Raw genomic sequence first — 23,769 nt, 5'->3', positions numbered from 1 at the left:
GGGATAAGACACAGATACCTAGCGGTACAGCACCCGCTCCGCCAGTTCGTCCGCGACCCGCGCCGGAGAGCGTTTTTCCGCCTGGGCGTGGGCGAATATCTCCGTCAACCGCAGGCTGATCTTCGACAGGTGCGCGGTGATCACCGGGAGTTCCTCATTGCGATGCTTGAGGGACACATAGATCAGGCCACCCGAATTGATCACGTAGTCCGGCGCATAGAGAATCCCGCGCCGCTCCAGTTGATCGGCCACTTGCAGGTTGGTCAGTTGATTGTTGGCCGATCCGGCCACCGCCGCGCAGCGCAACTGGGCCACGCTGAGGCTGTTGAGCACGGCGCCCAGGCCACAAGGGGCGAGAATGTCGCAAGGGGTGCTGAGCAACGAATCGTTGGCGACGGGATGCGCCCCGAGTTGCTCCATGGCCAACTGCACCTTGCCGGCATCAATGTCGCTGACCAGCAGCTCGGCACCGGCGGCGTGCAGTTGCTCGGCCAGGGCAAAGCCGACGTTGCCCAGGCCCTGGATTGCCACCCGCAGGCCTTCCAGATTGTCGCTGCCCAGGCGGGCCATGGCGGTGCTGCGAATCCCGGCGAATACGCCCATGGCGGTGTGGGGCGACGGGTCTCCGGCGGCGCTGGTGCTGGTGACGTAGCGGGTCTGCTGAGCGATGCAGTCCATGTCGGCCACCGAGGTGCCGCTGTCGATGGCGGTGATGTAGCGCCCGTCCAGTTGCTCGATGCAACGGCCAAAGGCCTCGAACAGCGCCGCGCGGTTTTCCACATGGGCGGGACGGATGATCACCGCGGTACCGCCGCCTTGAGGCAAGCCTGCCAGGGCCGCCTTGTAGCTCATGCCCTGGGCCAGTCGCGCAGCGTCTTCCACGGCACTGGTGGTGTCGGGATAGGCCAGATAACGGCAACCGCCCAGGGCGGGCCCCAGGCGGTTGTTGTGGATGGCGATCACTGCCTTCAACCCGGTGCTGGGGTCGACGCTGAGGTGCAGCGATTCAAGGCGAGTGCTGTGCATGAGAGCGAACATCGACGGGCTCCCGAATCACTTCTTGTAGTCGCCAGTATAGGCTTGCGCCTGGAATTTGCTGCGCCAGGCTGGAATAAGCCGCGGGCTTTTACAGGCTTTGGGAAATAACCTGCTACCACCTGTGTCAGCACTGGACGAACCTGCGCCACGAGGCTAAAACGAGGCATCCGTCGGAGGTTGAGATGAACCCGCGCCAAGCCTTTTTCGCCTGCCTGCACCGCTCGCCACCAGCCCTGCTGGAAGCGGCCCTGTGGATTGCCGCCGAGCATGCACCAAAACTTGTGCCCGAGCGTCACTTGGAAGCCTTCAAGGAGATCCAGCTGCAGATCGGCAGCAGCCTGCCTCATCTACCGCCGAACGAACTGGGCCAGCCACTGTTGCGGCGCATGAACGACCTGGGCTTCCAGCAGGACGAGCACCTGCCCCTGCGCCCCCAGGCGGCGCTGATGGACAAGGTCCTGGAATCGCGCCGCGGGCAACCCCTGGCCCTGGCGCTGATTGCCCTGGAGCTGGCACAACGGCTGCAGATTCCCATGGTGGGGGTGAACTTCCCCGGGCACTTCCTGCTGCGGGTGCCCGGCGCCGACCATCTGCTCGATCCCTGCGGCGGACGCCGACTGTACCCCGCCGACTGCCGGGAACTGCTGCAACGCCAGTACGGCGCCCATATCAAGCTCAGTGCCGAACACCTGGCCAGTGCCGAGCCGCTGCAGATGTTCCAGCGCCTGTCGCGCAATCTGCGCCAGTTGCACCTGTCCTACGACGACAACCTGGCGGCCCTGATCAATGCCGAGCGCGTGCTGGAACTGGGCAACGGCAGCGCCGCCGACTACCTGGCCCGGGCCAGCCTCTATCAACGCCTGGAGTGCCCGAATGCCGAGCGCTTCGACCTGGAGCACGCCTTGCTGCTCAGCGACGACCCGATCCAGCGCCTGCGCCTGACCGAGCGCCTGGGGCACCTGCCGCCCAACACCGTGGTCCACTGATCGCATCCCGGACCGGGCTCTGGCAGGATGCTCGGCTCACTCCACGGAACGGGCACAGCATGCTGATCAGAAAAGCACATAGCGGCGACGCGCAACGGGTCTTCGACATTCGTAACCAAGCCATCAACCACCAGTGCCGCGGCCACTACCCCGACGCCGACTTGCAGGTATGGACCGCCGGCAGCCTGGCGGACTACTTCATCGAAGTGGTGGAAAACACCGGCTACGTGGCCGTCATCGACAACCAGGTAACCGCCAGCGGCCTGCTCGAACTGGAGACCGGACAGGTCGACGCGGTGTTCGTCGACCCGGCCTACATGGGCCAGGGGATTGGCCGGCAGATGATGGCCTACCTTGAGGAACGGGCCCTGCAAGCCGGGCTGCCGCACCTGATCCTGGACTCGACCTTGAACGCCGCCCACTTCTATCGTCAGTGCGGTTTCGTCGGCGAGCGGATCGCCCAGTACCAGTCGCCCCGGGGCCTGACTCTGGCCTGCGTGCCGATGATCAAGCACCTGGCACGCTGAACCGACAGCACATCAGGACTTGAGCGCTTCCTGCAGCTCGGGGGCCACTCCCGCACCACCTGCGGGAGCCTCGGACGGCGAGCGCACCTGGATGATCAGCAAGGCCGCCAGTACCGCCGGAATCGCGCAGAAGAAGAAAATCTGCTGCACCGGGATATGCATCGCCAACAGCAGGCTGCCGAACAAGGGCCCGAGGATCGAACCGAAGCGCCCCACCCCCAGCGCCCAGCCAGTGCCGGTGGCGCGCACCTGAGCCGGATAGAAATTGCTGGCGAAGGCGTTGAGGGTCAGCTGGCCACCGATGATGCAAAAACCGGCGGCGAACACGAACACCACCAGGTAACGCGGATTGTCGTGATTCAGGCCGAGCAACACCGTGCACAGGGCCGCGGCGCCGAGCACGGCCGCCAGCAAGCGCACCTTGCGCTTGAGGCGGTCGGCGAACCAGGCCATGCAGATCGCCCCCAAAGTGCCGGCGAAGAGGAACATCGAGGTCACCAGATTGGCCTGTTTCAGGGCCAGGCCACTTTCCAGCAGCAAGGTCGGCAACCAACTGATCATGAAGTACAGGAGGATCAGGCTGACAAAAAACGTCGACCAGATCAGCAGCGTTGGTCGCGCATAGCCCTGGCGAAACAGCTCCAGCACCGTGAGCTTGCTGCCTGCCGGTGCTTCACTGGCGTCGCTGACAACCGGCGGTGGCTGCCAGTCCGGGAGCATCTGCGCAGTGACCTTGCGCAAGCGCGCATAAGGTGGCGCATCCCGCAGCAAGCGCGGCAGGGATTCGGGCAGGCGCCAGACCAGGAACGGAAACAGCAACAACGGCGTGATCCCACCGGCCAGGAACACCGCCTCCCAACCGAAGCGGTCGATGAAACCGGCAGCGACAAAACCACCGGCAGCGCCACCGAACGAGAAACCGCAGGCGGCCAAGGTCACCATCAAGGTGCGCAAGCGTGGCGGCGAATACTCGGACATCAGGGCCATGGCGCTGGGCATGGCGCCGCCCATGCCAATCCCGCAGATAAAGCGCGCGGCCATCAGGCTGTCGAGGGAATTGGCGAACACCATCAGCACCGTCAGGCAGGCGTAGATCAGCACGCAACCGAGCAGAATCCGTCGCACCCCGAACCGGTCTGCCAGAGGTGTCACTGCCAGAGAGCCGAGAGTCAAGCCCAGCAAGTTGGCGCTGAACACCGGGCCGAAGGCGGACTTTTCCAGGCCCCAGTCCTGGGCCAGGGCCGGCACCACATAACCCAGGACCTGGGCATCGTAACCGTCAGTGACCAGCAGCAAGGCGAGAAGCAACAGGAGCAACCACTGATAGCGGGACACCGGGCGGGCGTCGAGCGCAGCACGAAAGCTGGCAATTTGATTTTGCATCGCAAGGTACCTGTTCGTTTTTTATGGTTATGAGCAGCAGTGTTGCGCAGGTCACAGGCGGTGACCGCTCAAGCCCCGTTGCGGGGCCCGGGTGATACGGATGCCACGCTGCCCCGTACACCGGGGCAGCGTGCAGGCTCAGGCCGGGGTATCCGGCTGGTTGGCCGGGTGCGCAGCCTGGAACGCCGGGTGCGCCGCAGCCAGGGCTGCGACTCGGAGAATCCGTGGATACTCATCCAGAGACACCTTGAAGCGCTCGGCGGCGTACAGCTGGGGAATCAGGAACACATCGGCCAGCCCCGGCTCATCGCCGAAACAGAAGCCGTGGTCACCGATCAGTTGTTCCAGGGCCGCCAGGCCCTGGCTGATCCAATGGTCGATCCACACCAGCAACTGCTCTTCTTCATGCCCCCATTCCCGCAGCAGGTTCTGGGTGCTGGAGTTGTGCAGCGGGTGGATGTCGCAGCCGATGATGGCGGCCACCGCACGCTCCCGGGCGCGGCTGACCAGATCCTTGGACAGCAGCGGCACCTGTGGATAACGCTCCTCCAGGTACTCGATGATCGCCAGCGACTGGATCAGCAGATCGCCGTCGTCGGTGCGCAGGGCCGGCACCCGGCCCTGGGGGTTGATCTCCAGGTACTCCGGCTGGCGGTTGGCGCCGCCCTTGGGCACCAGCAGATTGACCGGGATGGCCTGGAATTCCAGGCCCTTGAGGGCCAGGGCGATGCGCACCCGATAGGAGGCGGTGGAACGGTAGTAGGTATAGAGCTGCATGGGGCGCTCCCCTTAGCGGGCCGGCTGGACAGTGCCCCGGCATTCGCCGAAGCCGATGGAGGCGAAACCTTCGCGGCGGCAACGCCCGCGCAGAATGATTTCATCGCCGTCTTCGAGGAACTTGCGCACCTCACCGGAAGCCAGCTCGATGGGCTTCTTGCCGCCTTCGGTGATCTCCAGCAGGCTGCCGAACTGACCGCTCTGCGGACCGGACAAGGTGCCCGAACCAAACAGGTCACCGGCCTGCAACTGGCAGCCGTTGACGCTGTGGTGCGCCACCATCTGCGCCACGGTCCAGTACATGTACTGGGTGTTGCTCAGGGTCAGGCGGTGGGCCGGCAAGCCCTGCTCACGCATGGCCTGGGTGATCAGCAGCACTTCCAGCTCGATGTCGAAGCCGCCAGCGGCCTGATCGCGCTTGTCCAGCAGATAAGGCAAGGGTTGCGGGTCGCCTTCAGGACGCTGGGGCTGGGCCTGGCGGAACGGCTCCAGGGCTTCGGCGGTCACCACCCAGGGCGAGATGCTGGTGATGAAGCTCTTCGACAGGAATGGCCCCAGCGGCTGGTATTCCCAAGCCTGGATATCCCGCGCCGACCAGTCGTTGAGCAGGCAGAAACCGGCAATGTGCTCAGCGGCGTCGCCAATCGCGATGGGCTCGCCCATCTCGTTACCCTGGCCAATCCAGATGCCCAGTTCCAGTTCATAGTCCAGGCGTGCGCAGGGGCCGAAGGTCGGTTCGCTCTGCCCGGCCGGCAGGGTCTGGCCCTTGGGCCGGCGCACATCGGCACCGGAGACGCGGATGGTCGAGGCGCGACCGTGGTAGCCGATGGGCACGTACTTGTAGTTGGGCAACAGGGGGTTGTCGGGACGGAACAGCTTGCCGACGTTCTGCGCGTGCTCGATGCCGACATAGAAGTCGGTGTAGTCATTGATCTTGGCCGGCAGGTGCATCTGGCAGTCCGCCGCCAGGGGCAGCAGCTTCGCGCCCAGGGCTTGGATCTTGTCGCGCAGGCTGCTGCCCTCGCCCAGCAGTTCCAGCAGGCGCTCACGCAGGGCGACACGGGCTGGACGGCCAAGCTGGAAGAAAGCGTTCAACTGACCACCACGGGCGGCTTGCACCGCGGCCTTGGCCTGGCCTTCGAACAGGCCGGCGTCCAGCGCCGCTTCCAGGTCGAAAATCTGTTCGCCAATGGCAACGCCACTGCGGGGCGCCGAACCCTGGGTGCTGAAGACCCCCAGGGGCAGGTTCTGCAACGGGAAGTCGGGGTGACCGTTGGCGGACTCGACCCAGCTACGGGTGATGGTTGAGGTCATGGGTTATCTCCGATTCGGGTTGAAGGTGGCGGGCAGCGAGGCCCAGCAAGCATCGTAGTCGTTCTGCAGTTGCGGGCATTCCAGGGCGAACTGGCTGGGACGCAGCACCTGGCTGGTCTCGAACATGAAGGCCATGGTGTTGTCGATCTTCGAAGGTTGCAGCTCGACGTTGATCGCCTTGGTGCAGGTCTCGCCGTCCGGACCGTGGGCGCTCATGCAGCTGTGCAGGGACGCGCCGCCGGGCAGGAAGCCTTCGGCCTTGGCATCGTAGGCGCCCTGGATCAGGCCCATGAATTCGTTCATCAGGTTGCGGTGGAACCACGGTGGACGGAAGGTGTTCTCAGCCACCATCCAACGCGGCGGGAAGATCACGAAGTCGAGGTTGGCCAGACCCGGCACGCTGGTGGGTGAGGTCAACACGGTGAAGATCGACGGGTCCGGGTGATCGAAGCTGACAGTACCGATGGTGTTGAAACGGCGCAGGTCATATTTGTAGGGCACGTTGTTGCCGTGCCAGGCCACCACGTTGAGCGGCGAATGGTCGAGTTCGCAGCCCCAGAGTTCGCCGAGGAACTTCTGCACCAGGGTGGTGGGCTGCTGGAGGTCTTCGTAGTGGGCCACCGGGCTCAGGAAGTCCCGGGGATTGGCCAGGCCGTTGCTGCCAATGGGGCCCAGGTCAGGCAGGCGCAGCGGCGCACCATGGTTCTCGGCAATGTAGCCACGGGCTTGCGGGTCCAGCAATTCGACGCGGAATTTCAGGCCGCGAGGCAGCACGGCGATTTCCAGGGGTTCCAGCTCCAGCACGCCCAGCTCGGTGGCAATGCGCAGGCGGCCCAGTTCCGGCACCAGGAGCATTTCCCCGTCGGCGTTGAAGAACACCCGCTCCATGGAGCGGTTGGCGCGGTAGTGATAGACGCTGATGCCGGAAGGACTCTGCGCTGCAGAGTTGGCCACCATGGCCACCAGGCCATCAATGAAATCGGTGGGTTCGGCAGGAATCGGCAACGGGTTCCAACGCAGGCGGTTGGGGGTCACCTCTCCCAAGGAGCCGCCCGCCAACTGGCGCTCGAGCTTGGCGAACGCCGGGTGATTGGCCGAGGGCTGGATGCGGTACATCCAGGTGCGCCGGGCTTCGCTGCGGGTCATGGTGAAGGCGGTGCCGGAAAACAATTCGGCGTACAGGCCGTAAGGGGCTTTTTGCGGGGAGTTCTGGCCGACGGGCAGTGCGCCCGGCAGGGCTTCGCTGGCGAATTCATTGCCAAAGCCCGATTGGTAGCTGAGGGCCGACGCCGAAGAATCGAGGTTCATGGAGCCTCCTGGAAGTTGGAATAGGCAGGGGCCCACCACTCCTTCACAAGAGTTATCGGCACGCCTGGGTTATTTTTATCGTAATCCAATTACGCATAACGTAATTTGATTGCCTATGAGCGTCAAGCTATAAAGACCGCCACTTGTCACGGGACCCCGACACCTCCATGGAAAAGCCGCGCAACACCAGCGACAGCACCGGTAAACAGAAAGTCCGCTCGGCCGAAGTCGGCACCGACATCCTCAAGGCCCTGGCCGAACTGTCACCGGCCACTTCTCTTTCGCGTCTGGCCGAACATGTGCAAATGCCGGCGAGCAAGGTGCACCGTTACCTGCAGGCGTTGATCGCCAGCGGTTTTGCCGAGCAGAACACCGCCACCAATCACTACGGCCTGGGCCGTGAAGCCTTGCGGGTGGGGCTGGCGGCCCTGGGCAGCATGGATGTATTGAAAGTGGGCGCCCTGCCCCTGGCGGAACTGCGGGACGAATTGAACGAAACCTGCTTCCTCGCGGTGTGGGGCAATCAGGGCGCGACCGTGGTGCACATCGAGCCGGCGGTGCGAGCGGTGACCGTGGTCACTCAATTGGGCTCGGTGCTGCCCCTGCTCAGCTCATCCACCGGGCTGGTGTTCAACGCCTACCTGCCACAACGGGAAACCCTCGATCTGCGCCAGCAGGAACTGTCCACAGGTGCCCCCCATGCCTTGGCCGACCCGCAGGTCCACGACGCACTGGCCGAGCAAATCCGCCAGCGCGGCTTGCACCATGTCCACGGTTTACTGATGCCTGGGGTCGATGCCCTGTCGGCGCCGGTATTCGATGCCACTGGCAAGATCGCCGCCGTGCTGACCGTGGTAGGGCCGACGTCGCTATTCCACGCCGATGAACATGGACCCGCGGCCCAACGCCTGCTGGCGGCCAGCTCTGCGGTGAGCTGGCGCATGGGTTATCAACCGCAGCCCGAGTAACCGGCGCGCCTCAACTCATCAGCCCCAGGGCCTGGGCCTTGGCCACCGCCTGGGTGCGCCGCTCGACCCCCAGCTTGCTGTGAATCCTGCGGCCGTGGGTCTTCACCGTGTGCAGGGAGATGAACAACTGCTCGGCAATCTGCTGGTTCGAGCAGCCCTGGGCAATCAATTGCAGCACTTGCAACTCCCGCAGGCTGAGCAGGCTGTCGTGATCCTCCTGCGGCGCCGCCGCGAGCGTGGTTGGCGGGCTGTCCAGTGCTTGCAACAACGCTGGTTGTCGCAGGCGCAACTCGTGCAGGGCCTGAGGCAGATTGCAGCGCGCCACCCGCTCCTGCCCGGCCTGCAACGCCTGCGCCGCCAAGGCTTGATCGCCGAGGATGAAAGCCACCTCGGCCAGGGCCAATTGCACCTGTGCCTCCAGCCCCAGCATGCCGTGGCGCTGGGCCCGTGCCAGCAGCCCCTGCAACGTGGCCACCGGTGCCTGGGCCCGCCCCAGATGGACCTCGGCCAGCACCAGCAGGTACTCAATGCTCGGGATCAATTCCAGGGAGGCCGGCGGCGCCTGCAGGGCCTGGGGCCCACGAAAGTGCCGGAGCACCCGGCTCAAGGCTTCGTGAGCCAGTTCCGCTCGGCCCTGCTGCAGCCAGAGCTGGCTGCTGACCTGCAACAGCACGCCACGGTAGACCGTGTCCGGGATCTGCCGTTGCTGCATCAGCCGCTCGGCGTCCCGCAGGCGCACGAACGCCTGGGCGTAGTCGCCCTGGTTGGCCGCCAACTGGGCCTCACCGAGAAAGCCATACAAGGCGCGCTTGTCATGACTGACCAGGCAATCCTCAAGCCCTCGGCGAAAATACTCGGCTGCTTGCCCATCGTGTCCCTGGCGCAACGCCAGCCGGCCGAGGCGCAAGGCCAGGCGCCCGAGCAAGGGCGTGGCGCGCAGCGCTTGCCCGGACAGACGCTCGATCACCTGCTCCAGCAAACTTTGCGCCCGATGGGGCGCGCCGCGTTGTTCAAGCAATTGGGCATGATCGAGCTCCAGCAAGCCTTCGAACAACAACGCATCCTGGGCCCGGGCCAGACACAACGCCTCACGATTGAGGGACTGGGCCACCTCCAGCTCGCCGCACAGCAACGCTTGCTGGGTCAGGCCGGACAGGCACAGCAAACGGATGGTCCAGGCGCCGTCCTCCAACTCGTTCAAGGCTTCGCGAAAGTGCTGCCGCGCGGCCTCCATCCGCCCGCCCAGGTGCAACAGCCACCCTTGCTGCGCCTGCCAGCGAGCCAGCAGCTGACGTTGTTCAACCGCCGAAGGTTGCGGTGCAAACCGTGCCATCTGGGCCATGCATTGCCCGGCCTGTTCGAAGCGTCCGGCAAACAGCATGGCCGCCACCAGCAACCCCAGTAACTGCGGACTGCCCAGCAACAACTCGGCGCCCTGGCGCTCATGCAGTTGCAACAGCAACAAGCCATTGTGCTGCTGGAACAGGAACTCAATATTGAAATGCTCCAGCAGGCTGACCGCGACTTCATACTCCTGGGCCAATAGCGCCTGCTCAAAGGCCGACTGCCAATCCTCCTGAGCGGTAAACCACTGGCACGCCCGCCGATGCCAGGAGCGCCCGGCGGGCCAGGCCTCATGCCGCATCAGCCGGGCCAGGGGTGCAAACACCTGCAGCCAGTCGGCACCGCCTTCCCAGGGTTCGATAAAGCAGCCCAGGTCCTGCAGGGTACGCAGGTACTGGGCCCCTTCTCCGGCGCCAAACAGGTGCTCGCACAACTCGGCATTGAACCGCGGCATCTGGGCCAGCACTTGCCAGACTTCCGCCAGTTCCGCCGGTAACACGCTGAACAGCTCATGCTCCAGGTATTCGAGCAAGGTATTGGGGCGCCCTGGCTTGCAGGGTTGGGTCACCCGCTCGCTGCCATCGAGCAAGGCGATGCGCACCCCGGCACACCAGCCGCCACTGCGCTGCAGGATGCTGCTGGCGGTCTGGGCACACAAAGGTTGCGGCAAACGTTGCAACAGTTGCTCGATATCACGCTGACTGAAGGCCAGGGCGCTGCCGTCCAGTTCGTAGAGCTGGTCGTCCAGCAACAGGCGTGGCCAGTTGCATTGGGGGCGGCGGCGACTGCCGATCCACCAAGTGAGCAAGGGGTTGTCGATGCTCAGCAAGCGGTCCAGCAGCCCGTCCAGCTCAGGAGCCGGCAAACGGCAATAGTCATCAATGCACAGCCAGGCCGGACTGGGCAGATGAGCCAGGTGTAACAGCAGCGCGGCGGGATCGGCATCGGCCTGGTCCAAGGCGTCGGCCAGGACACGACACAAGTCTTCAGGACTCTGGCACGCACCGCCCAGGGGCAACCAGATGACCCGGCACGAAGCGGGGGCCTGCTGCAGGCATTCGCTGAGCAGGGCGGTCTTGCCACTGCCGGCGGGGGCACACAACAACTTGACCCGCGCACTGGAGGCCAGCAACGGCGTACTCAGGTGGTCGCGTGGGGAATGATGGGAAGACAAACGGGGCATGAACCCGGGACGCTCTGGACAACGAGTCATGGCAGTCATTGCGGCGAGCCTTTTTATAGTTTTAGCCAGCGTGCCCCCACCCTAGCCTCGACCTCCCGACCTGTTGAAGAAGTATTCAGCGGGCTGATCCTCTGCCATAAAAAAGGCGACCGGGCGGTCGCCTTTGCACCTCGTGCGTCACTGCTGCCTAGCGCACCCCGCTGGCGCGCAAGGCGGCCGGGGTGTAGTCGGCCGCCTTGGCGGCAAAGCCGAATTCCAGGCTGTGCTTTTCCTCGTTCTTCATGCCCAGGGCCAGGTAGCGACCGGCGTTGAGGTCATACAGCGCTTCCAGGGTGTAGGCCGGGACCTGATGGTCGTAGTAGTACTGCGCGTGTCCCTCGGCCACTCGCCACAGCTGGCCACGACCGTCGTAGTGATCCACCAGCGCCACCTGCCAGCTGTCCTCGTCGATGTACATGTGGCGGGTGGCATAGATATGCCGCTGGTTGGGCTTGACCGTGCCCACCACTTCCCAGACCCGGTGCAGTTCGTAGCGGGTCAGGTCCTGGTTGATGTGCCCGGCCTTGATGATGTCGTCGTACTTGAGGCTCGGCGAGTCCAGCTTGTAGCTGTTGTAGGGGATGTACATCTCCTTCTTGCCCACCAGTTTCCAGTCGTAACGGTCGGGCGCGCCGGAAAACATGTCGAAGTTGTCCGAGGTGCGCAGGCCGTCGGCGGCGGTGCCCGGACCGTCGTAGGCCACCTGCGGGGCGCGGCGTACACGTCGCTGCCCGGCGTTGTAGATCCAGGCCGAACGGGGCTCCTTGACCTGATCCAGGGTTTCATGGACCAGCAGCACGTTGCCCGCCAGCCGCGCCGGGGCGGTCACCGACTGCTTGAAGAAGTTCTGCACGTTGGCACCCTTGGCCGGGTCCAGGTCGGGGATCAGTTGCGGCGCCGCCACTTCCTCTTCAAAACGGATCGAGGTGTAGCTGCCGTTGGTCTGCGGGGTGGCCTGGGTGATGATGCGTTTCTGATTACCACCGTGATAGCGGGTCAGGTGGTTCCACAGCACCTCGATGCCGCTCTTCGGAATCGGGAAGGCGTAGTAGCGGTTGCCCGTGAAGTTGGCCAGTCCGTTGCCGTCGTTGGTGGTGGTCACGTTCAGCGCGCTGCGCTTGGCCGACTCGTAGATTTCCGGTGGCAGGCCGACGCTGCGATGGGTCGGGTAGACCGGAATCCGGTAGCTGTCCGGGTAGCGCTTGAACATCGCCAGTTGCCCTGCGGACAGCTTGTCCTTGTACTTGTCGGCCGTGGCCGCGGTGATGATGAACAACGGTTTCTCATTGGCGAAGGGATCGGCGAGAAAGCCCTTGCTGTCCACCGCCCCGGCGTTCTTCGGGATGCCGCCGGTCCAGGCCGGAATCGAGCCATCGGCGTTGCCGGCCTTCTCCGCCCCCACGGGAGTCAGGTTGGTGCCCAGCTTGGCGGCTTCTTCCGGACTCACTGCAGCCATCAGGTTGGCCGCCCACAGGCCCAGTGCCAGGGCGCTGCATTGCAGAATCATCTTGCGCATTCAAGTGCTCCTTCTTGTGCCGGTTCAGAAGTTCACGCCAAAGCTCAACGCGAGGAAGTCCCGGTCGGTGAGGGTGTTGTAGCGCCCGCCAAAAAAGTCGGTGTAGCTGAGGCTGGCGGTGTAGGTGTTGCGGTAGTCGGCATCGACACCAACGCTGAGGGCCTTGGCGCCCTGGTTGAACAAGCCGTTGGGGCCGTAGCCGTTGACGTCATGGGACCAGGACAGGTTGGGCTTGAAGTTGATCCCGCCGATCACGTTGCTGTAGTCGAGGATGGCCCGGGCCCGATAACCCCAGGAGGTGGCGGTGACGAACCCATCGGTGTCGCCGCCATAGCCGTACTGGCCGTAGACCGAGTCGCGGCCGTAGCGCAGCTTGCTTTTGTCCTCCAGGCCACCGACCCGGACGATCGCCGCCTCGCCCACCAGGGTCAGGCGATCGGCCCCCAGCACCTGATCGAAGAACTGGGTCATGCTGCTCTGGATCTGGGTGATTTCCTTGCGCCGGTAGCCGGTGTTGTCGGCGCCCATGGCGGTCTTGATCGGTGAAGCCGCACCCCCGGCAATGGGGTTGAGCAGGGCCAGGGTCAGGTCGTTGGTGTTGACCTGCACCGGGGCATTGGGCCGGTAGCTGATCTCGCCGGTCCAGGCGGTGCCGGTGGGCAGCGTGGTGGAGAAGCTGGCGCCATACAGGCGGATGTCCTCCGGGTATTCGAGGTAGTACTGGCCACGGCCGAGCATCACGCTTTGCACCAGGCCGCTGCCGGAACCGGGAACGATGCCGTTGGCGGCGCCGGCAATCGCGCCCAGGGTCGCCGGGCTGACATTGGCGGTGGTGGTGCTGACCACGGGGCTGCGGGCGTGGTAGTTCATGAAATACAGGCCGTACTCGGTGTCATCGCCGAGCCAGCGCAGAGCGGCGCCCCACTGCCCGGAGTCCCGGGCGTCGCGGTCACCACCGCGGGGCAGGATCACCCCCTCGCGGGCCACCTGAAAGCCCTGGCCGAAGGCCGCTGCCACCGGTTGTAACGGTGCGATCGCCGGGTTGCCGACGGTGTAGCCGGTGGTGCAGCCATCGGCCACCACATCGTTGCCGAAGAAGGTGCCGCAGTTGTCCACCACGGTCTGGTCCCACTCCAGCTGATAGAAGCCTTCCACGGTCAACTGGTTGGTCAAGCCCTGGGAGACGAACAGCATGTTCACCGGCACCAGGCCTTCCTTGATCTCGGCCCCGGGGCGGCGAAAGGCCGAGACGTCCACCGGGTTGATGCTGTTGATGGAGTTGCCGATGAAGGTGCTCTCGCCCCAGCTGACCACCTGCTTGCCGGCGCGCACGGTACCCGGCAGGTTGGCAATCGAGTAGTTGTGGTAGACGAAGGCGTCGAGAATCTGTGCGCCAGAGGACTTGGCGCCTTCCTTGCGGTTGTGGTCGCTGATGGGTTTGAACTGGCGATCCTCGTCCTTGAGTTCGAAGTCGTACCAGTACTTGCCGCGCACGAAGACGCCGGTGTCGCCGTACTTGAGTTCAAGGTCGTGCAGGCCCTTGAAGATCTTCGAGAAAGTCTCGCCCTTCTTGAAGTTCAAGCGGCCATCGTCACCGGTGGAAGACTGCGCGGTGCCGCCGTTGATGGTGCCGACAAACGCAGGGTCGGCATTGCGCATGCCCCAACTGGCGCCAACGGACAAGGACGAGTCGAACTGCCCTTCAATTTCCCCAATATTGAACGAAACCGCCTGCGCCTGAGCGCTGCAGCCCAGCGCTACCGCGACAGCCAGCGCCTGCGGTTTGAAGATGGCGCGCATTGTTGTTCTTGTCATGCGTCTTCCCCGGTGAGTGACAGGAGGCCTCACCCTACTGCCGGGGTACCACGGCCGATAAGCGCACCAAGGAGGTATTCGAGTTGTCGCCCGAAAGGATTAGCGCCCTTGCCACCGGGACCGTTCAGAGATGTATCCACGGGCTGGATACGCGACCATCAAGTGCATCGATACAGGTGCTGTGCCCTCTGGACTGTTGCTCAAGCTGTAACAGTCCTTGTCCTGAATGGCTATTTTTCCAGGTCATGCCAGGGCTTATTCTTACCTCGCAGTCACGGCAAACAACGCCACGCCACTGCCGCGCAAAGAGCCCGCCGCCCGTTGCCCGAAACAGACTTCCAGTTGGCTTGAAAAGATTCAGTCCAGGCCACTACCCCAGGTTCACCGACGTTGATTTTGTAGCTCCTTGATCTAACGTCTTACCTTGGCCGCTGCTCTTGCAGCGGCCTTTTTTATGCGCGCAAGACAACGGCCAAGTTGGCCTTACAAGGTGTCGTCATCACCATCGTCGTAATGAAACTTGTGCAACAGACGATGCGCCACCGGTGACAGGATCAAGCCCAGAGTGGCGGCGAACACCAGGTTGGTGTAGAGCCCGTAGGTGGCAAAAAACAGTTTGCCGCCAGGGGTTTGCGGCATGTTGATGGGCCCGATGCCGCCGAGGATCATGGCTGCGTCATACAAGGCGTCGTGAAAGGAAATGTCCTGCTCGAAGTACAGCAGACCGCTGATACCCAGCAATACCGAAAAGCCGATCAGGGCCAGAACCACCAGGCCGTGAACACATAGACGCCGGATAAACAGCAGTCGCGACAGTACCGGCTGATCCTTTGACTCATACATCTCAAGCGCTCCTTGTGCGTTCGCCAGCCGTCGAGCATAGAGACGAACGCCACAGGAGTAAAACCGCCGGAGCCCAGGCTCCGGCGGGTCATTGCCTGGCGGCTTTCAAGCCTGGAAAAAGCGCCCGCCGATCAGCGCCGGACAAGGCTGACCCACGCAGCGTCAGAGGGCGTACTTTTGCAGATTCTGCATCATCTCCTTGAGCGCCTCGATGTTGTCCTTGGGATGCGCCGCCCCCTCGAAATCGCAGATCTGCTGCCAGTGCGCGGCCACATCGTCGGGCGAAAAGCCCTGGCGCGGATCAAAACCGGCGCCCAGGCTACGCTCCCAGCGCACCTTGCCGATCCAGCCGCCGCCCACTTCGAACAGGCCGGAGGTTTCCTCGCACTGCTCGCTGCCCAGGTACACCACCAGCGGGCTCACCAGTTCCGGCTTGAGCTGCTCGAACACCTGTGGCGGGATCAGGCCCTCGGTCATCCGCGTGCCACCGGTCGGGGCAATGGCGTTGACCAGGATGTTGTTCTTGCGCCCTTCGATGGCCAGGGTCCGGGTCAGGCCGTACAGGCCGAGCTTGGCCATGCCGTAGTTGGACTGGCCGAAGTTGCCGTAGATGCCTGATGTGGACGCGGTGAAGATCACCCGTCCGTACGCCTGGTCCCGCAGATGCGGCCAGGCGGCGCGAGTGACTTTGTAGGCACCTTCGACATGCACCCGGTACACCAGGTCCCAATCGGCGTCGTCCATCTTGTGGAAGGTCTTGTCCCGCAGGATGCCAGCGTTGTTGACCACCACATCGACCCGACCAAACACATCCAGGGCGTTCTGCACGATCTTTTCGCCATCGGTGACCGAGTCGTGGTTGGCCTCGGCGATGCCCCCAGCCTCGCGGATCTGCGCCACCACCCGATCCGCCGCCGAGGCACTGGCGCCCTCGCCCTGGGCCGAGCCCCCCAGGTCGTTGACCAGCACCTTGGCCCCGTGCCTGGCGAACAGCAAGGCATGGGCCCGGCCCAGGCCGCCGCCGGCTCCGGTGATGATCACTACTTTGTCTTGCAAGCGCACAGATTCACTCATACCGAACTCCAGCAGGGCCAATGGACAATTCTTCGAGTGTCGGACAGCCGGCCGGCGGTCACAATAAAAACGTCCAGGCCTGAATGGTGCCCAATAAGACAGCGGGATAATCGCCCCGCCCGCACCAGAGCGCGCCCCTGCCTTGGGCCACACAGTGACCCAAGGCGCTCAGGACCCCATTGCCTGGCGTGGCGGCGCGAGCAATGTGTCGCGAAACCCCAGGTAATGCTTGAGCACCGGCAACGGCGCCTCGATCTGTGGGTAATGGCCGATACCCGGTAGCAGCACCGTGTCCGGCTCGGCGATCAACTGGCGATAGCGCTCCACCATGTGCGCCCCGGAAATCGGGTCCTGGGCGCCATCGATCACCCGCAGCGGCACCTCGCCGCGTTGCATGGCGCCGACCCAACGCTCGCGCTGGGCCCGTCGCTCGGGGATATAAGCGATCAACTTGTGCAGGATGCGCGGCCCGTTGTTGCTGTGCACCAGGCTCCAGAAGTCATCCAGGACCGACTCGCTGGGACCGGTCTGGGGGCCGAAGATCTGCCGGAAGCTGTTCGCCAGCCCCTGGCGACTGAACACCCGCCCGAGCATCCAGCCCACGGGGCTGAGCAACAGCTTCTGGGTCAGCACCGGGCGATGGGTTTCCGGAAACAGACCGCCATTGAGGAACACGCAGCTGGCGATCTCGATCCGCGCTTCATAATGCCGGGCCAGCAGTTCCTGGGCGACGCTGTCGCCGTAGTCATGGGCCAGCAGGTGCAGCGGCTCTTGGATCTCCAAATGGACCAGCAACGCCTGCTGCAAGTCTGCCTGCTCCAGCAGGCTGTACTCATGGTCCAGCGGCTTGTCCGAGTCGCCGAAGCCGAGCATGTCGCAGGCGATCACCTGATAGCGCCGCGCCAGGGGTTGCCACAGGTAATGCCAGTCCCAGCTGGCAGTGGGAAACCCATGGATCAACAGCAGCGGCTCTCCTTGCCCCGCCACCCAGTAACGAATGCGCTGGCCGCGAAACACAAAGTCCTTGCCGCGCTTGCGCCAGACACACAGAGGAATTTCGGCGATAGGCATCAGACTTTATAACCCGGGTCGAGTTGATCGAGTTTGCGCAACAGGGCCGGCCAGGCCAGTGCGCCCCCCATCCCCTGGGCACTGCGGGTGACGCCGGCGATCATCGCCTTGGCCCCCGCCAGGATCGATGCAGGAATGGTGATCAGCTCAGCGCCGCCATTCTGCGCCAGCACCTGGATCTCGCAGGCGCGCTGGAAGGTGAACATCATCAGAAAGGTATCGGCGATGCTGGCGCCGCAGGTCAGCAAGCCATGGTTGTGCAGCAGCAGAAAGTTGTTGTCCCCCAGGTCGGCCTGCAGCCGCTCTTTCTCCTCGGGGTTCAGGGCTACGCCCTCATAAGGGTGACGGCCCAGGCTCGACAGCACGAACAGCGACTGCTGGCTGATGGGCAGCACGCCCTGCTTCTGCGCCGACACTGCGACCCCGGCGGCCGTGTGGGTATGCAGCACACAGAGCACATCGTGGCGCACCGCGTGCACGGCACTGTGAATGGTGTAGCCCGCCGGGTTGATCTCGTAGGGGCTGTCCATCAGCTTGTTACCAGCCTGGTCGACCTTCACCAGGCTAGAGGCGGTGATCTCGTGGAACATCATGCCGAAGGGGTTGATCAGGAAGTCTTCGGTGCCCGGCACCTTGGCGGAGATATGGGTGAAGATCAGGTCGTCCCAGCCGTGCATGGCCACCAGACGGTAGCAGGCGGCGAGGTCCAGACGGGTTTGCCACTCAACGGCGCTGACTTGTTTTTTTACACTCGGTGTCGATTGAACGGGGGCTAGGCTCACGGCAAGGACCTCGGTGATGGTTCTTATTGGATGAGGGAACCCTCAGAGTCTAGACAGCTTGCATCGACTGCGGAGTTGCATTGACAGCCAGCTTGATGACCGAGCGGGTCAGCCGGAGAGAAGGCTCTGATCCGCGGCTTTGCGTCAAAGCACAGACGCCAGCAAAGGGGCCGCGAAGAGGTTCAGCAACCCGGTCAACACCATCACCAGACCGGCCACCGAGCCCTCTTCACCCCCGACTTCATGGGCCCGGCTGACTCCGGCTCCGTGGGCACCGACACCAAACAGCGCGCCCCGGGCCAGGGCACTGCGCAAGGGCAGCCAACGCAGCAGCACACCGCCGAGCATGGCACCGAACACCCCGGTGAACATCACGAACACCGCCGTCAACTCAGGCACGCCGCCCAGGTCATGGGCCAGGGGCATGGCGAACGGCGTGGTAATGGAACGTGGCACCAGGGACAGGGTCACCGAGCTGTCCAGGGCCAGCAGCTTCGCCAAGCCGAAGGAACTGCCGATGGACGCGGCGCTGCCCGCCAGCATGCCCAGCAACAGGGCCGACCAGTGGCGCATCAGCAACTGGCGCTGCTGCCAGATGGGAATCGCAAAGGCCACCGTCACCGGCCCCAGCACCAGCATCAGCCAGTGGGTGTTGGCGGCGTATTCGGCATAGGCGGTGTGCAGCGGCACCGCAATCGCCAGCAGCAGGGCCGGCACCAGGATCAACGGCGACAGCAGGTAGCGCCCGGTGCGCCGGTAGATCCAGCGGCTGAACAGATACGCCCCCAGGGTCAGGGCAAGCCAGAACATCGGCATCAGTTCAAGCTTCATGGCGCATCCTCCAGCGACAGACCATCTCCACCGTGAGTGCGGTCACCAGCATCACCAGCAGGGTGCTGATACCGATCACCAGCAGAATCCGCCAGCCGTCCTGACGCAGCAGGCTGCCGTAGTCCAACAAGCTCATCAGCGCCGGAATGAAGAACAGCAGCATCTCCGCCATCAGCAGGCCGGCCCCCAGTTGCAAGGCCGCCGGCTTGACCCAGCCCAGGGCGAAGGCCAGCAGCAACAGCGCAAGGCCAATGACCCCACCGGGAATCGGCCAGGGCAGCCAGGTAGCCAGTTGGCAACCGAGAAAATAGATGGCCAGCAGCACTGCCAGTTCGCCAATCAGGCGGCCCAGGCGTTTAAAGGTGGAAATGTTCATGGTGGTTGAGTCCTCTCAGGGGCCCATTTTATGAAAAGCCCCTGCATCACCGAAGCGAATTGTTAGACTTGAAACCATTCCAATCTGGAATTACCACCATGGATTTCAAACAACTGCGCAGTTTTGTCGAAGTCATCCGCCAGGGCGGTTTCACCCAGGCGGCCAGGACCCTGCACATCAGCCAGTCGGCGGTCAGCAAGCAGATCGCGCAGCTGGAGCAAAGCCTGGGCACGCCCCTGCTGGAGCGCCAGGGCTCGCACATTCATCTCACCGCCGCCGGCGGCGTGGTGCTGCAGCGGGCCGAGGACATGCTGCGCCTGCGCCATGAACTGCTCAGCGAACTGGATGACCTGAGCCAACTGGCACGGGGTGAACTGCGCCTGGGTCTGCCGCTGCTGGGCAGCGATGCACTGTTCGCCAGCCGTTTCGCCGAATACCGCCGGCGCTACCCGAATATCCAGGTGCAACTGCTCGAAGGCGGCAGCCTGAATGTCGAGCAGGCCGTGCGCAGTGGCGAGCTGGAACTGGGAGGCAGCCTGACCCCCAAGGACCCGGCGTTTGCCTATCAACCCTTCTGCGATGAACCCCTGGATGCCTTGTTGCCCGCCGATCATCCCCTGGCGCTGAACGCGCAGGTGCGCCTGGAAGAACTGGCCGATACGCCCTTCCTCCTCTATCAGCGCAGCTTTGTGCTCAACGACCGGCTGCTCCAGGCCTGCCAGCAGGTGGGCTTCACACCGAAGGAGGGGGGACGTAGCGGCCAGGCAGACTTTCTTGCGGCGCTGGTGGCCGCCGGTCAAGGTGTGGTGTTGCTGCCCAGTGTGGTGGCCCGCGGCCTGGTGCGGCCGGGGGTGGTGCGCCTGACGCTGAAGGCCCCGGACTATCTGCGCTGGGACATTGCCTTCATCTGGCGCCAGGACGCGTATCTGTCCAAGGCAGCGCAAGCCTGGCTGGCGCTGCTAAGGGAACAGCCGGTCAACCCCGCAGGGCGCTGATCAACTCGGCCAGCCAGGGCTCGGCATCGGTTTCCGGGGTCACGCTCTCGCTGGCGTCCAGGCGCAGCATCGGCAGCACTTCTTCTACTCCCAGCTCGGCAAACAGCTCACGCATCTGCTCGCCACCGCCACAGAAGGTATCGCCGTAGCTGGAATCCCCCAGGCCGATCACCGCTCCGGGCAGCCCACGCCAGGCGGCGGGCAACTGATCGCGAATGCTCGAATACAGCGGCAGCAGGTTGTCTGGCAGTTCGCCCATGCCGGTGGTCGAGGTCACGGCCAGCAACGCCTGCGGTGCGAAGGCCTGAAGCTCGGTCAAAGTGGCCCGCGAGTTGTGCCAGGCCTCGAAACCTGCGGCGTTGAGGAGCTTGGCGGCGTGCCGGGCGACTTCTTCAGCCGTGCCGTACACCGAGCCGGAAAGGATGGCGACTTTCATCAATCTGTTCCTGAAACTGACTAAAAGACTGGGATATTACCAGCTACGGAGTAAAATCCCGCTTCTGCTGCCCGCACCGCTCAAAAGCGCCTGTGGACAGCGTGCCAGCGTGACTTAGAATTCAATTCAACACTTGCTGATTGATAGCGGAACTTCGGGATGATCAACGCTCATCTGCTGCAAAAGATGATCAACGCCTCCAACGACGGGATTGTGGTCGCGGAACAGGAAGGCGAAGACAACATCGTGATTTACGTGAACCCGGCTTTCGAGCGACTGACCGGCTACAGCGCCGACGAAGTGCTGTATCAGGATTGTCGTTTCCTGCAGTCCGGAGACCGTGACCAGCCGGGGCTGGAACGGATTCGCCAGGCCCTGAGCCAGGGGCAGCCATGCCGCGAGGTGCTGCGCAACTATCGCAAGGACGGCAGCCACTTCTGGAACGAACTGTCGATCACCCCGGTATTCAACGACAGCGATCAACTGACCTATTTCATTGGCGTGCAGAAAGACGTCAGTGTGCAGATCAAGGCGCAGCAACGCTTGCTCCAGCTGGAGCAGCAACTGGCCGCAGTGCAAGCCGAGCTCGCCGCCCTCAAGGCGACCGACGGCTCTAATAAGTCGCAGATTTAGTGGTCTGTAGGGATATTCCCCACCGATTTGTCCTTCACCCTTCGAGCAACATCATGCAGCGTGACGCTCTCCTCACCCAGGATGAACTGGACTTCATCCAAACCATGCAGCACAACCCGCAGCTCAATGTGCGCGATGCCACATCGAGCCTGCTGGTCAATGGCGGCTCGCAGATCCGTGACCTGCTGACCCGTCTGGCTGCCAATGAAAAGGTCACCATCCAGGCCCATTTCGACAACCAGCAGATGACCTTCCCCCTGCATCTGGTGGAAGACGAATTCCATGCCCTGCATCTACGCCTGGGGGTGCCGAGCATCTTCGAGGACGGCCCCATGATCCGGCCCTGGCGCCTGACGCTGGAAGAGCCGGTGGCCCTGGAAAACTCCAGGGGCCAGCCTGGACGCCTGTGGGTGCGGGAGGTGTCGTTCAAGGGCGTATTGCTGGAGATCCGCAACCGGACCCGGCCCCCCAAGCAGTTCGCCCAGTGGTTCAGCCCTTCGGGATATGAACGGATTGCCCTGCACGGGCGCTTCGAGCGCCAGACCGAAGCCGGTTTCTATGCCTATCGCCTGGATCAGAGTGACGCGGAAGAAACCGAACGCCTGCGCCAGTTCATCCTCCAGCAGCACCGCCATACCCATCCGGCCCTGCACGCCTGAAGCTGACCGAGAGCCGTTTCAGGTATCCAGGCGACCGCTGAGGAACTGCCGCAGGCGCTTCTGCATCAGGCGCCCCTCATTTCCCAGGCACGCCACCGGCGAACCGCTGAAGCTTTCCTGAGCCAGGTCCGCCGCATCTCCGGCAAGCATCAATGGACAGTCCAGAGTCAGCGCCAGACGCTTGAGGCGCTTGGGCAACTCCGCCGTCGGCGCGTGATTGGAGAACACCACCAGAGCCACAGGCTTGAGTTTTTCGCAGACCAGGGTCAGTTCATCCAGCGGTGCTCCAGGCCCCAGCAGGCGGACACCGACCTGGTCATGCCCGAGCATCAGTGCCGCCACCAGCAGCTCCAGTTCGCGACACTGCGGGCTGAGCGTCGTCAGCAGCAGTTGCCGGTTCTGAGTGGCACGCTGCAACAACAGCCTTTGCGTGATCCGCGCCCGCAAAAAACCATCCAGAAACAACCACTCGCTGGTCTGACCGAAAGTCTCCCGGTCCTGCAGCAGTTGCTTCCAGAACGGCAGGAAAATGTCCTGGAATACCACCGGCAAGGCGTAGCTGGAGAAGACCTGGCCGTAGAGACGCTCCAGTTGCTCTTCATCGAAAGCGCTCACCGCCAGCTTCAACTGATCGCGCCACTGGCCATATTCACCTTGCAGGCCGTCGTCCACCGCCACCTTGGCCTGAGCCTGGTCTGCCCGGCTCTTGGCCAGAATCTTGCCGACCTTGCTTACCGCCACACCGCGCTCGATCCAACCCAGAATCTCCCGCACCGCCTCAACATCGTGCATGGAATACAGGCGATGCCCGCTTTCGGTGCGCGTCGGCTGAATCAGACCGTAGCGTCGTTCCCAGGCCCGCAGGGTCACCGGGTTGATTCCGGTCAAGCGCGCCACTTCACGGATCGGAAACAGCTCATCCTGACGGGCAGGGTCAGGAGCCGGAGCAACAGGGACAGGTTCAGTCATGACGGGCATCTGGGGAGAAAACACCAGTAAACAAAGTGGCGACCATTCTACTCTCCCCAGGTGCAAATGCTTCAAGCGCGAGAAAAACCGACCGGTGTCATTGGTAGCCTCGCACCAATCAGGAATAATCCTTGCTTGATTCAGGCGCGGCCCACTACCCCGGTGCCACGTCAGCGACTGCCTTACCCAGGCCGCGCATTGGTTTACGGAGATACATAATGTCTACCTCACCCGTCACCCTGATGGTTGCCCGGCGCGTTGCCGACGGCCGTTACCAGGACCTGATCGCCTGGCTGCGCGAAGGCGAACAACTGGCCACCGACTTTCCCGGCTACCTGGGTTCCGGCGTTCTGGCCCCACCACCTGACGACGACGAATTCCAGATCATCTTCCGCTTCGCCGACGAACAGACCCTGCACACCTGGGAACACTCCGCCTCGCGCACCGCCTGGCTGGCCCGGGGCAGCGACTTGTTTGCCCACCCATCGGAACATCGCGTCAGCGGTATCGATGGCTGGTTCGGCGCAGCCGGACAACGACCACCGCGCTGGAAACAGGCCGTGGCCATCTGGCTGGCGTTCTTCCCGGTGTCGCTGTTGTTCAACTTCGTCTTAGGTCCCCTGCTCACTGACCTGAGCCTGCTGCCCCGAGTGTTTGTCAGCACCCTGGCGTTGACCCCGTTGATGGTCTACCTCTTCATTCCGATGTCCACCCGCCTGCTGGCTAACTGGCTCAACAGCACACCTGCGCGCCCGCTGCCGACCAGCGCCTCGACGCAGAATCCGTGATTCGCCGGCAAGCCGGCTCCTACATCGCCCTGTAGGAGCTGGCTTGCCAGCGCAGCCCCCGAGCAACAGGCACAACCCATCCCGCCGCTGGTATAGTTTTCCCCTACCCGCGAC

23 protein-coding genes are annotated in these 23,769 nt (G+C 63.6%); 7 read left to right on the top strand and 16 right to left on the bottom strand.

The genetic code is table 11. The annotated features are described in order from the left end of the window. Positions 1-18: 18 nt before the first annotated feature. Positions 19-1,038 carry a Leu/Phe/Val dehydrogenase gene (locus PQT43_RS01220; protein WP_102878408.1) on the bottom strand — a complete coding sequence of 340 codons (1,020 nt, stop codon included), beginning with the start codon at positions 1,036-1,038 and terminating at the stop codon, positions 19-21. Between the two features lie 182 nt (positions 1,039-1,220). Between PQT43_RS01220 and PQT43_RS01215 the strand changes: the two genes are divergently transcribed. Then, entirely contained in the window at positions 1,221-2,024 is an 804-nt protein-coding gene (locus PQT43_RS01215; RefSeq protein WP_267269396.1) for a SirB1 family protein, read from the top strand. Positions 2,025-2,083: 59 nt separating this feature from the next. Next, entirely contained in the window at positions 2,084-2,551 is a 468-nt protein-coding gene (locus PQT43_RS01210) for a GNAT family N-acetyltransferase (RefSeq protein ID WP_253083683.1), read from the top strand. A gap of 12 nt (positions 2,552-2,563) precedes the next feature. Here PQT43_RS01210 and PQT43_RS01205 read toward each other — a convergent pair whose 3' ends face one another. From PQT43_RS01205 to hmgA, 4 genes are all read right to left on the bottom strand, one after another. Further along, entirely contained in the window at positions 2,564-3,934 is a 1,371-nt protein-coding gene (locus PQT43_RS01205; RefSeq protein WP_267269395.1) for an MFS transporter, read from the bottom strand. Positions 3,935-4,072: 138 nt separating this feature from the next. Beyond that, positions 4,073-4,711: a maleylacetoacetate isomerase gene (maiA, locus tag PQT43_RS01200; RefSeq protein WP_213664749.1), complete on the bottom strand. Its 639-nt coding sequence runs from the start codon at positions 4,709-4,711 to the stop codon at positions 4,073-4,075. A gap of 12 nt (positions 4,712-4,723) precedes the next feature. Next, positions 4,724-6,025 (bottom strand): fumarylacetoacetase, encoded by a 1,302-nt coding sequence (fahA, locus tag PQT43_RS01195; protein ID WP_110653391.1) that lies wholly within the window; start codon positions 6,023-6,025, stop codon positions 4,724-4,726. A 3-nt stretch (positions 6,026-6,028) separates the two neighbouring features. Further along, positions 6,029-7,333 (bottom strand): homogentisate 1,2-dioxygenase, encoded by a 1,305-nt coding sequence (gene hmgA, locus PQT43_RS01190; protein WP_267269394.1) that lies wholly within the window; start codon positions 7,331-7,333, stop codon positions 6,029-6,031. A 167-nt stretch (positions 7,334-7,500) separates the two neighbouring features. On the opposite strand from hmgA, the gene PQT43_RS01185 reads away from it, so the two are divergent. After that, positions 7,501-8,301 carry an IclR family transcriptional regulator gene (locus PQT43_RS01185; protein ID WP_267270017.1) on the top strand — a complete coding sequence of 267 codons (801 nt, stop codon included), beginning with the start codon at positions 7,501-7,503 and terminating at the stop codon, positions 8,299-8,301. Positions 8,302-8,311: 10 nt separating this feature from the next. Here PQT43_RS01185 and PQT43_RS01180 read toward each other — a convergent pair whose 3' ends face one another. The 9 genes from PQT43_RS01180 to PQT43_RS01140 form a co-directional block, all read right to left on the bottom strand. Next, complete coding sequence (locus PQT43_RS01180; protein WP_272753406.1) at positions 8,312-10,867, bottom strand: LuxR C-terminal-related transcriptional regulator; 2,556 nt, start codon at positions 10,865-10,867, stop codon at positions 8,312-8,314. A 148-nt stretch (positions 10,868-11,015) separates the two neighbouring features. Next, positions 11,016-12,383: a DUF1329 domain-containing protein gene (locus PQT43_RS01175; protein ID WP_110653388.1), complete on the bottom strand. Its 1,368-nt coding sequence runs from the start codon at positions 12,381-12,383 to the stop codon at positions 11,016-11,018. Positions 12,384-12,407: 24 nt separating this feature from the next. Next, a complete protein-coding gene (locus PQT43_RS01170) occupies positions 12,408-14,198 on the bottom strand; it encodes a DUF1302 domain-containing protein (protein WP_272753405.1) in 1,791 nt (596 codons plus the stop codon). A 483-nt stretch (positions 14,199-14,681) separates the two neighbouring features. Further along, on the bottom strand, positions 14,682-15,041 hold the full coding sequence (locus PQT43_RS01165) for a hypothetical protein (RefSeq protein WP_267269392.1): 360 nt from the start codon (positions 15,039-15,041) through the stop codon (positions 14,682-14,684). A 162-nt stretch (positions 15,042-15,203) separates the two neighbouring features. Continuing rightward, positions 15,204-16,115, bottom strand: a complete 912-nt coding sequence (locus PQT43_RS01160) for an SDR family oxidoreductase (RefSeq protein ID WP_102879066.1) — start codon at positions 16,113-16,115, stop codon at positions 15,204-15,206. Between the two features lie 168 nt (positions 16,116-16,283). Next, complete coding sequence (locus PQT43_RS01155) at positions 16,284-17,186, bottom strand: alpha/beta fold hydrolase (protein WP_267269391.1); 903 nt, start codon at positions 17,184-17,186, stop codon at positions 16,284-16,286. Further along, positions 17,186-17,968: a class II aldolase/adducin family protein gene (locus PQT43_RS01150; protein WP_102861186.1), complete on the bottom strand. Its 783-nt coding sequence runs from the start codon at positions 17,966-17,968 to the stop codon at positions 17,186-17,188. The genes PQT43_RS01155 and PQT43_RS01150 overlap by 1 nt, the downstream gene beginning before the upstream one ends. Positions 17,969-18,112: 144 nt before the next feature. Further along, complete coding sequence (locus tag PQT43_RS01145; RefSeq protein ID WP_267269390.1) at positions 18,113-18,799, bottom strand: LrgB family protein; 687 nt, start codon at positions 18,797-18,799, stop codon at positions 18,113-18,115. Then, a complete protein-coding gene (locus PQT43_RS01140; RefSeq protein WP_267269389.1) occupies positions 18,789-19,175 on the bottom strand; it encodes a CidA/LrgA family protein in 387 nt (128 codons plus the stop codon). The genes PQT43_RS01145 and PQT43_RS01140 overlap by 11 nt, the downstream gene beginning before the upstream one ends. 98 nt (positions 19,176-19,273) lie before the next feature. On the opposite strand from PQT43_RS01140, the gene PQT43_RS01135 reads away from it, so the two are divergent. Continuing rightward, positions 19,274-20,170 carry a LysR family transcriptional regulator gene (locus PQT43_RS01135; protein WP_272753404.1) on the top strand — a complete coding sequence of 299 codons (897 nt, stop codon included), beginning with the start codon at positions 19,274-19,276 and terminating at the stop codon, positions 20,168-20,170. On the opposite strand, the gene PQT43_RS01130 is transcribed toward PQT43_RS01135, so the two are convergent. Beyond that, positions 20,151-20,606: a flavodoxin gene (locus PQT43_RS01130; protein WP_102861183.1), complete on the bottom strand. Its 456-nt coding sequence runs from the start codon at positions 20,604-20,606 to the stop codon at positions 20,151-20,153. The two genes, PQT43_RS01135 and PQT43_RS01130, sit on opposite strands and share 20 nt — an antisense overlap. A gap of 159 nt (positions 20,607-20,765) precedes the next feature. Here PQT43_RS01130 and PQT43_RS01125 point away from each other — a divergent pair, with 159 nt between their 5' ends. Then, positions 20,766-21,239, top strand: a complete 474-nt coding sequence (locus PQT43_RS01125; RefSeq protein WP_102861182.1) for a PAS domain-containing protein — start codon at positions 20,766-20,768, stop codon at positions 21,237-21,239. A gap of 53 nt (positions 21,240-21,292) precedes the next feature. After that, on the top strand, positions 21,293-21,898 hold the full coding sequence (locus PQT43_RS01120) for a hypothetical protein (RefSeq protein ID WP_102861181.1): 606 nt from the start codon (positions 21,293-21,295) through the stop codon (positions 21,896-21,898). Positions 21,899-21,916: 18 nt separating this feature from the next. Here the strand turns inward: PQT43_RS01120 and PQT43_RS01115 are convergent, their stop codons facing one another. After that, positions 21,917-22,876, bottom strand: coding sequence for a MerR family transcriptional regulator (locus tag PQT43_RS01115; RefSeq protein ID WP_272753403.1), 960 nt, complete (start codon positions 22,874-22,876; stop codon positions 21,917-21,919). 209 nt (positions 22,877-23,085) lie between these two features. Between PQT43_RS01115 and PQT43_RS01110 the strand changes: the two genes are divergently transcribed. Further along, positions 23,086-23,655, top strand: coding sequence for an antibiotic biosynthesis monooxygenase (locus tag PQT43_RS01110; RefSeq protein WP_268561086.1), 570 nt, complete (start codon positions 23,086-23,088; stop codon positions 23,653-23,655). Positions 23,656-23,769: the final 114 nt, after the last annotated feature.

It is taken from the genome of Pseudomonas sp. BLCC-B112, from assembly GCF_028550695.1.
GTDB lineage: Bacteria > Pseudomonadota > Gammaproteobacteria > Pseudomonadales > Pseudomonadaceae > Aquipseudomonas > Aquipseudomonas danubii.
Note: the sequence above shows the minus strand (reverse complement) of the source record. Positions and strands in the feature narration are given on the sequence as shown.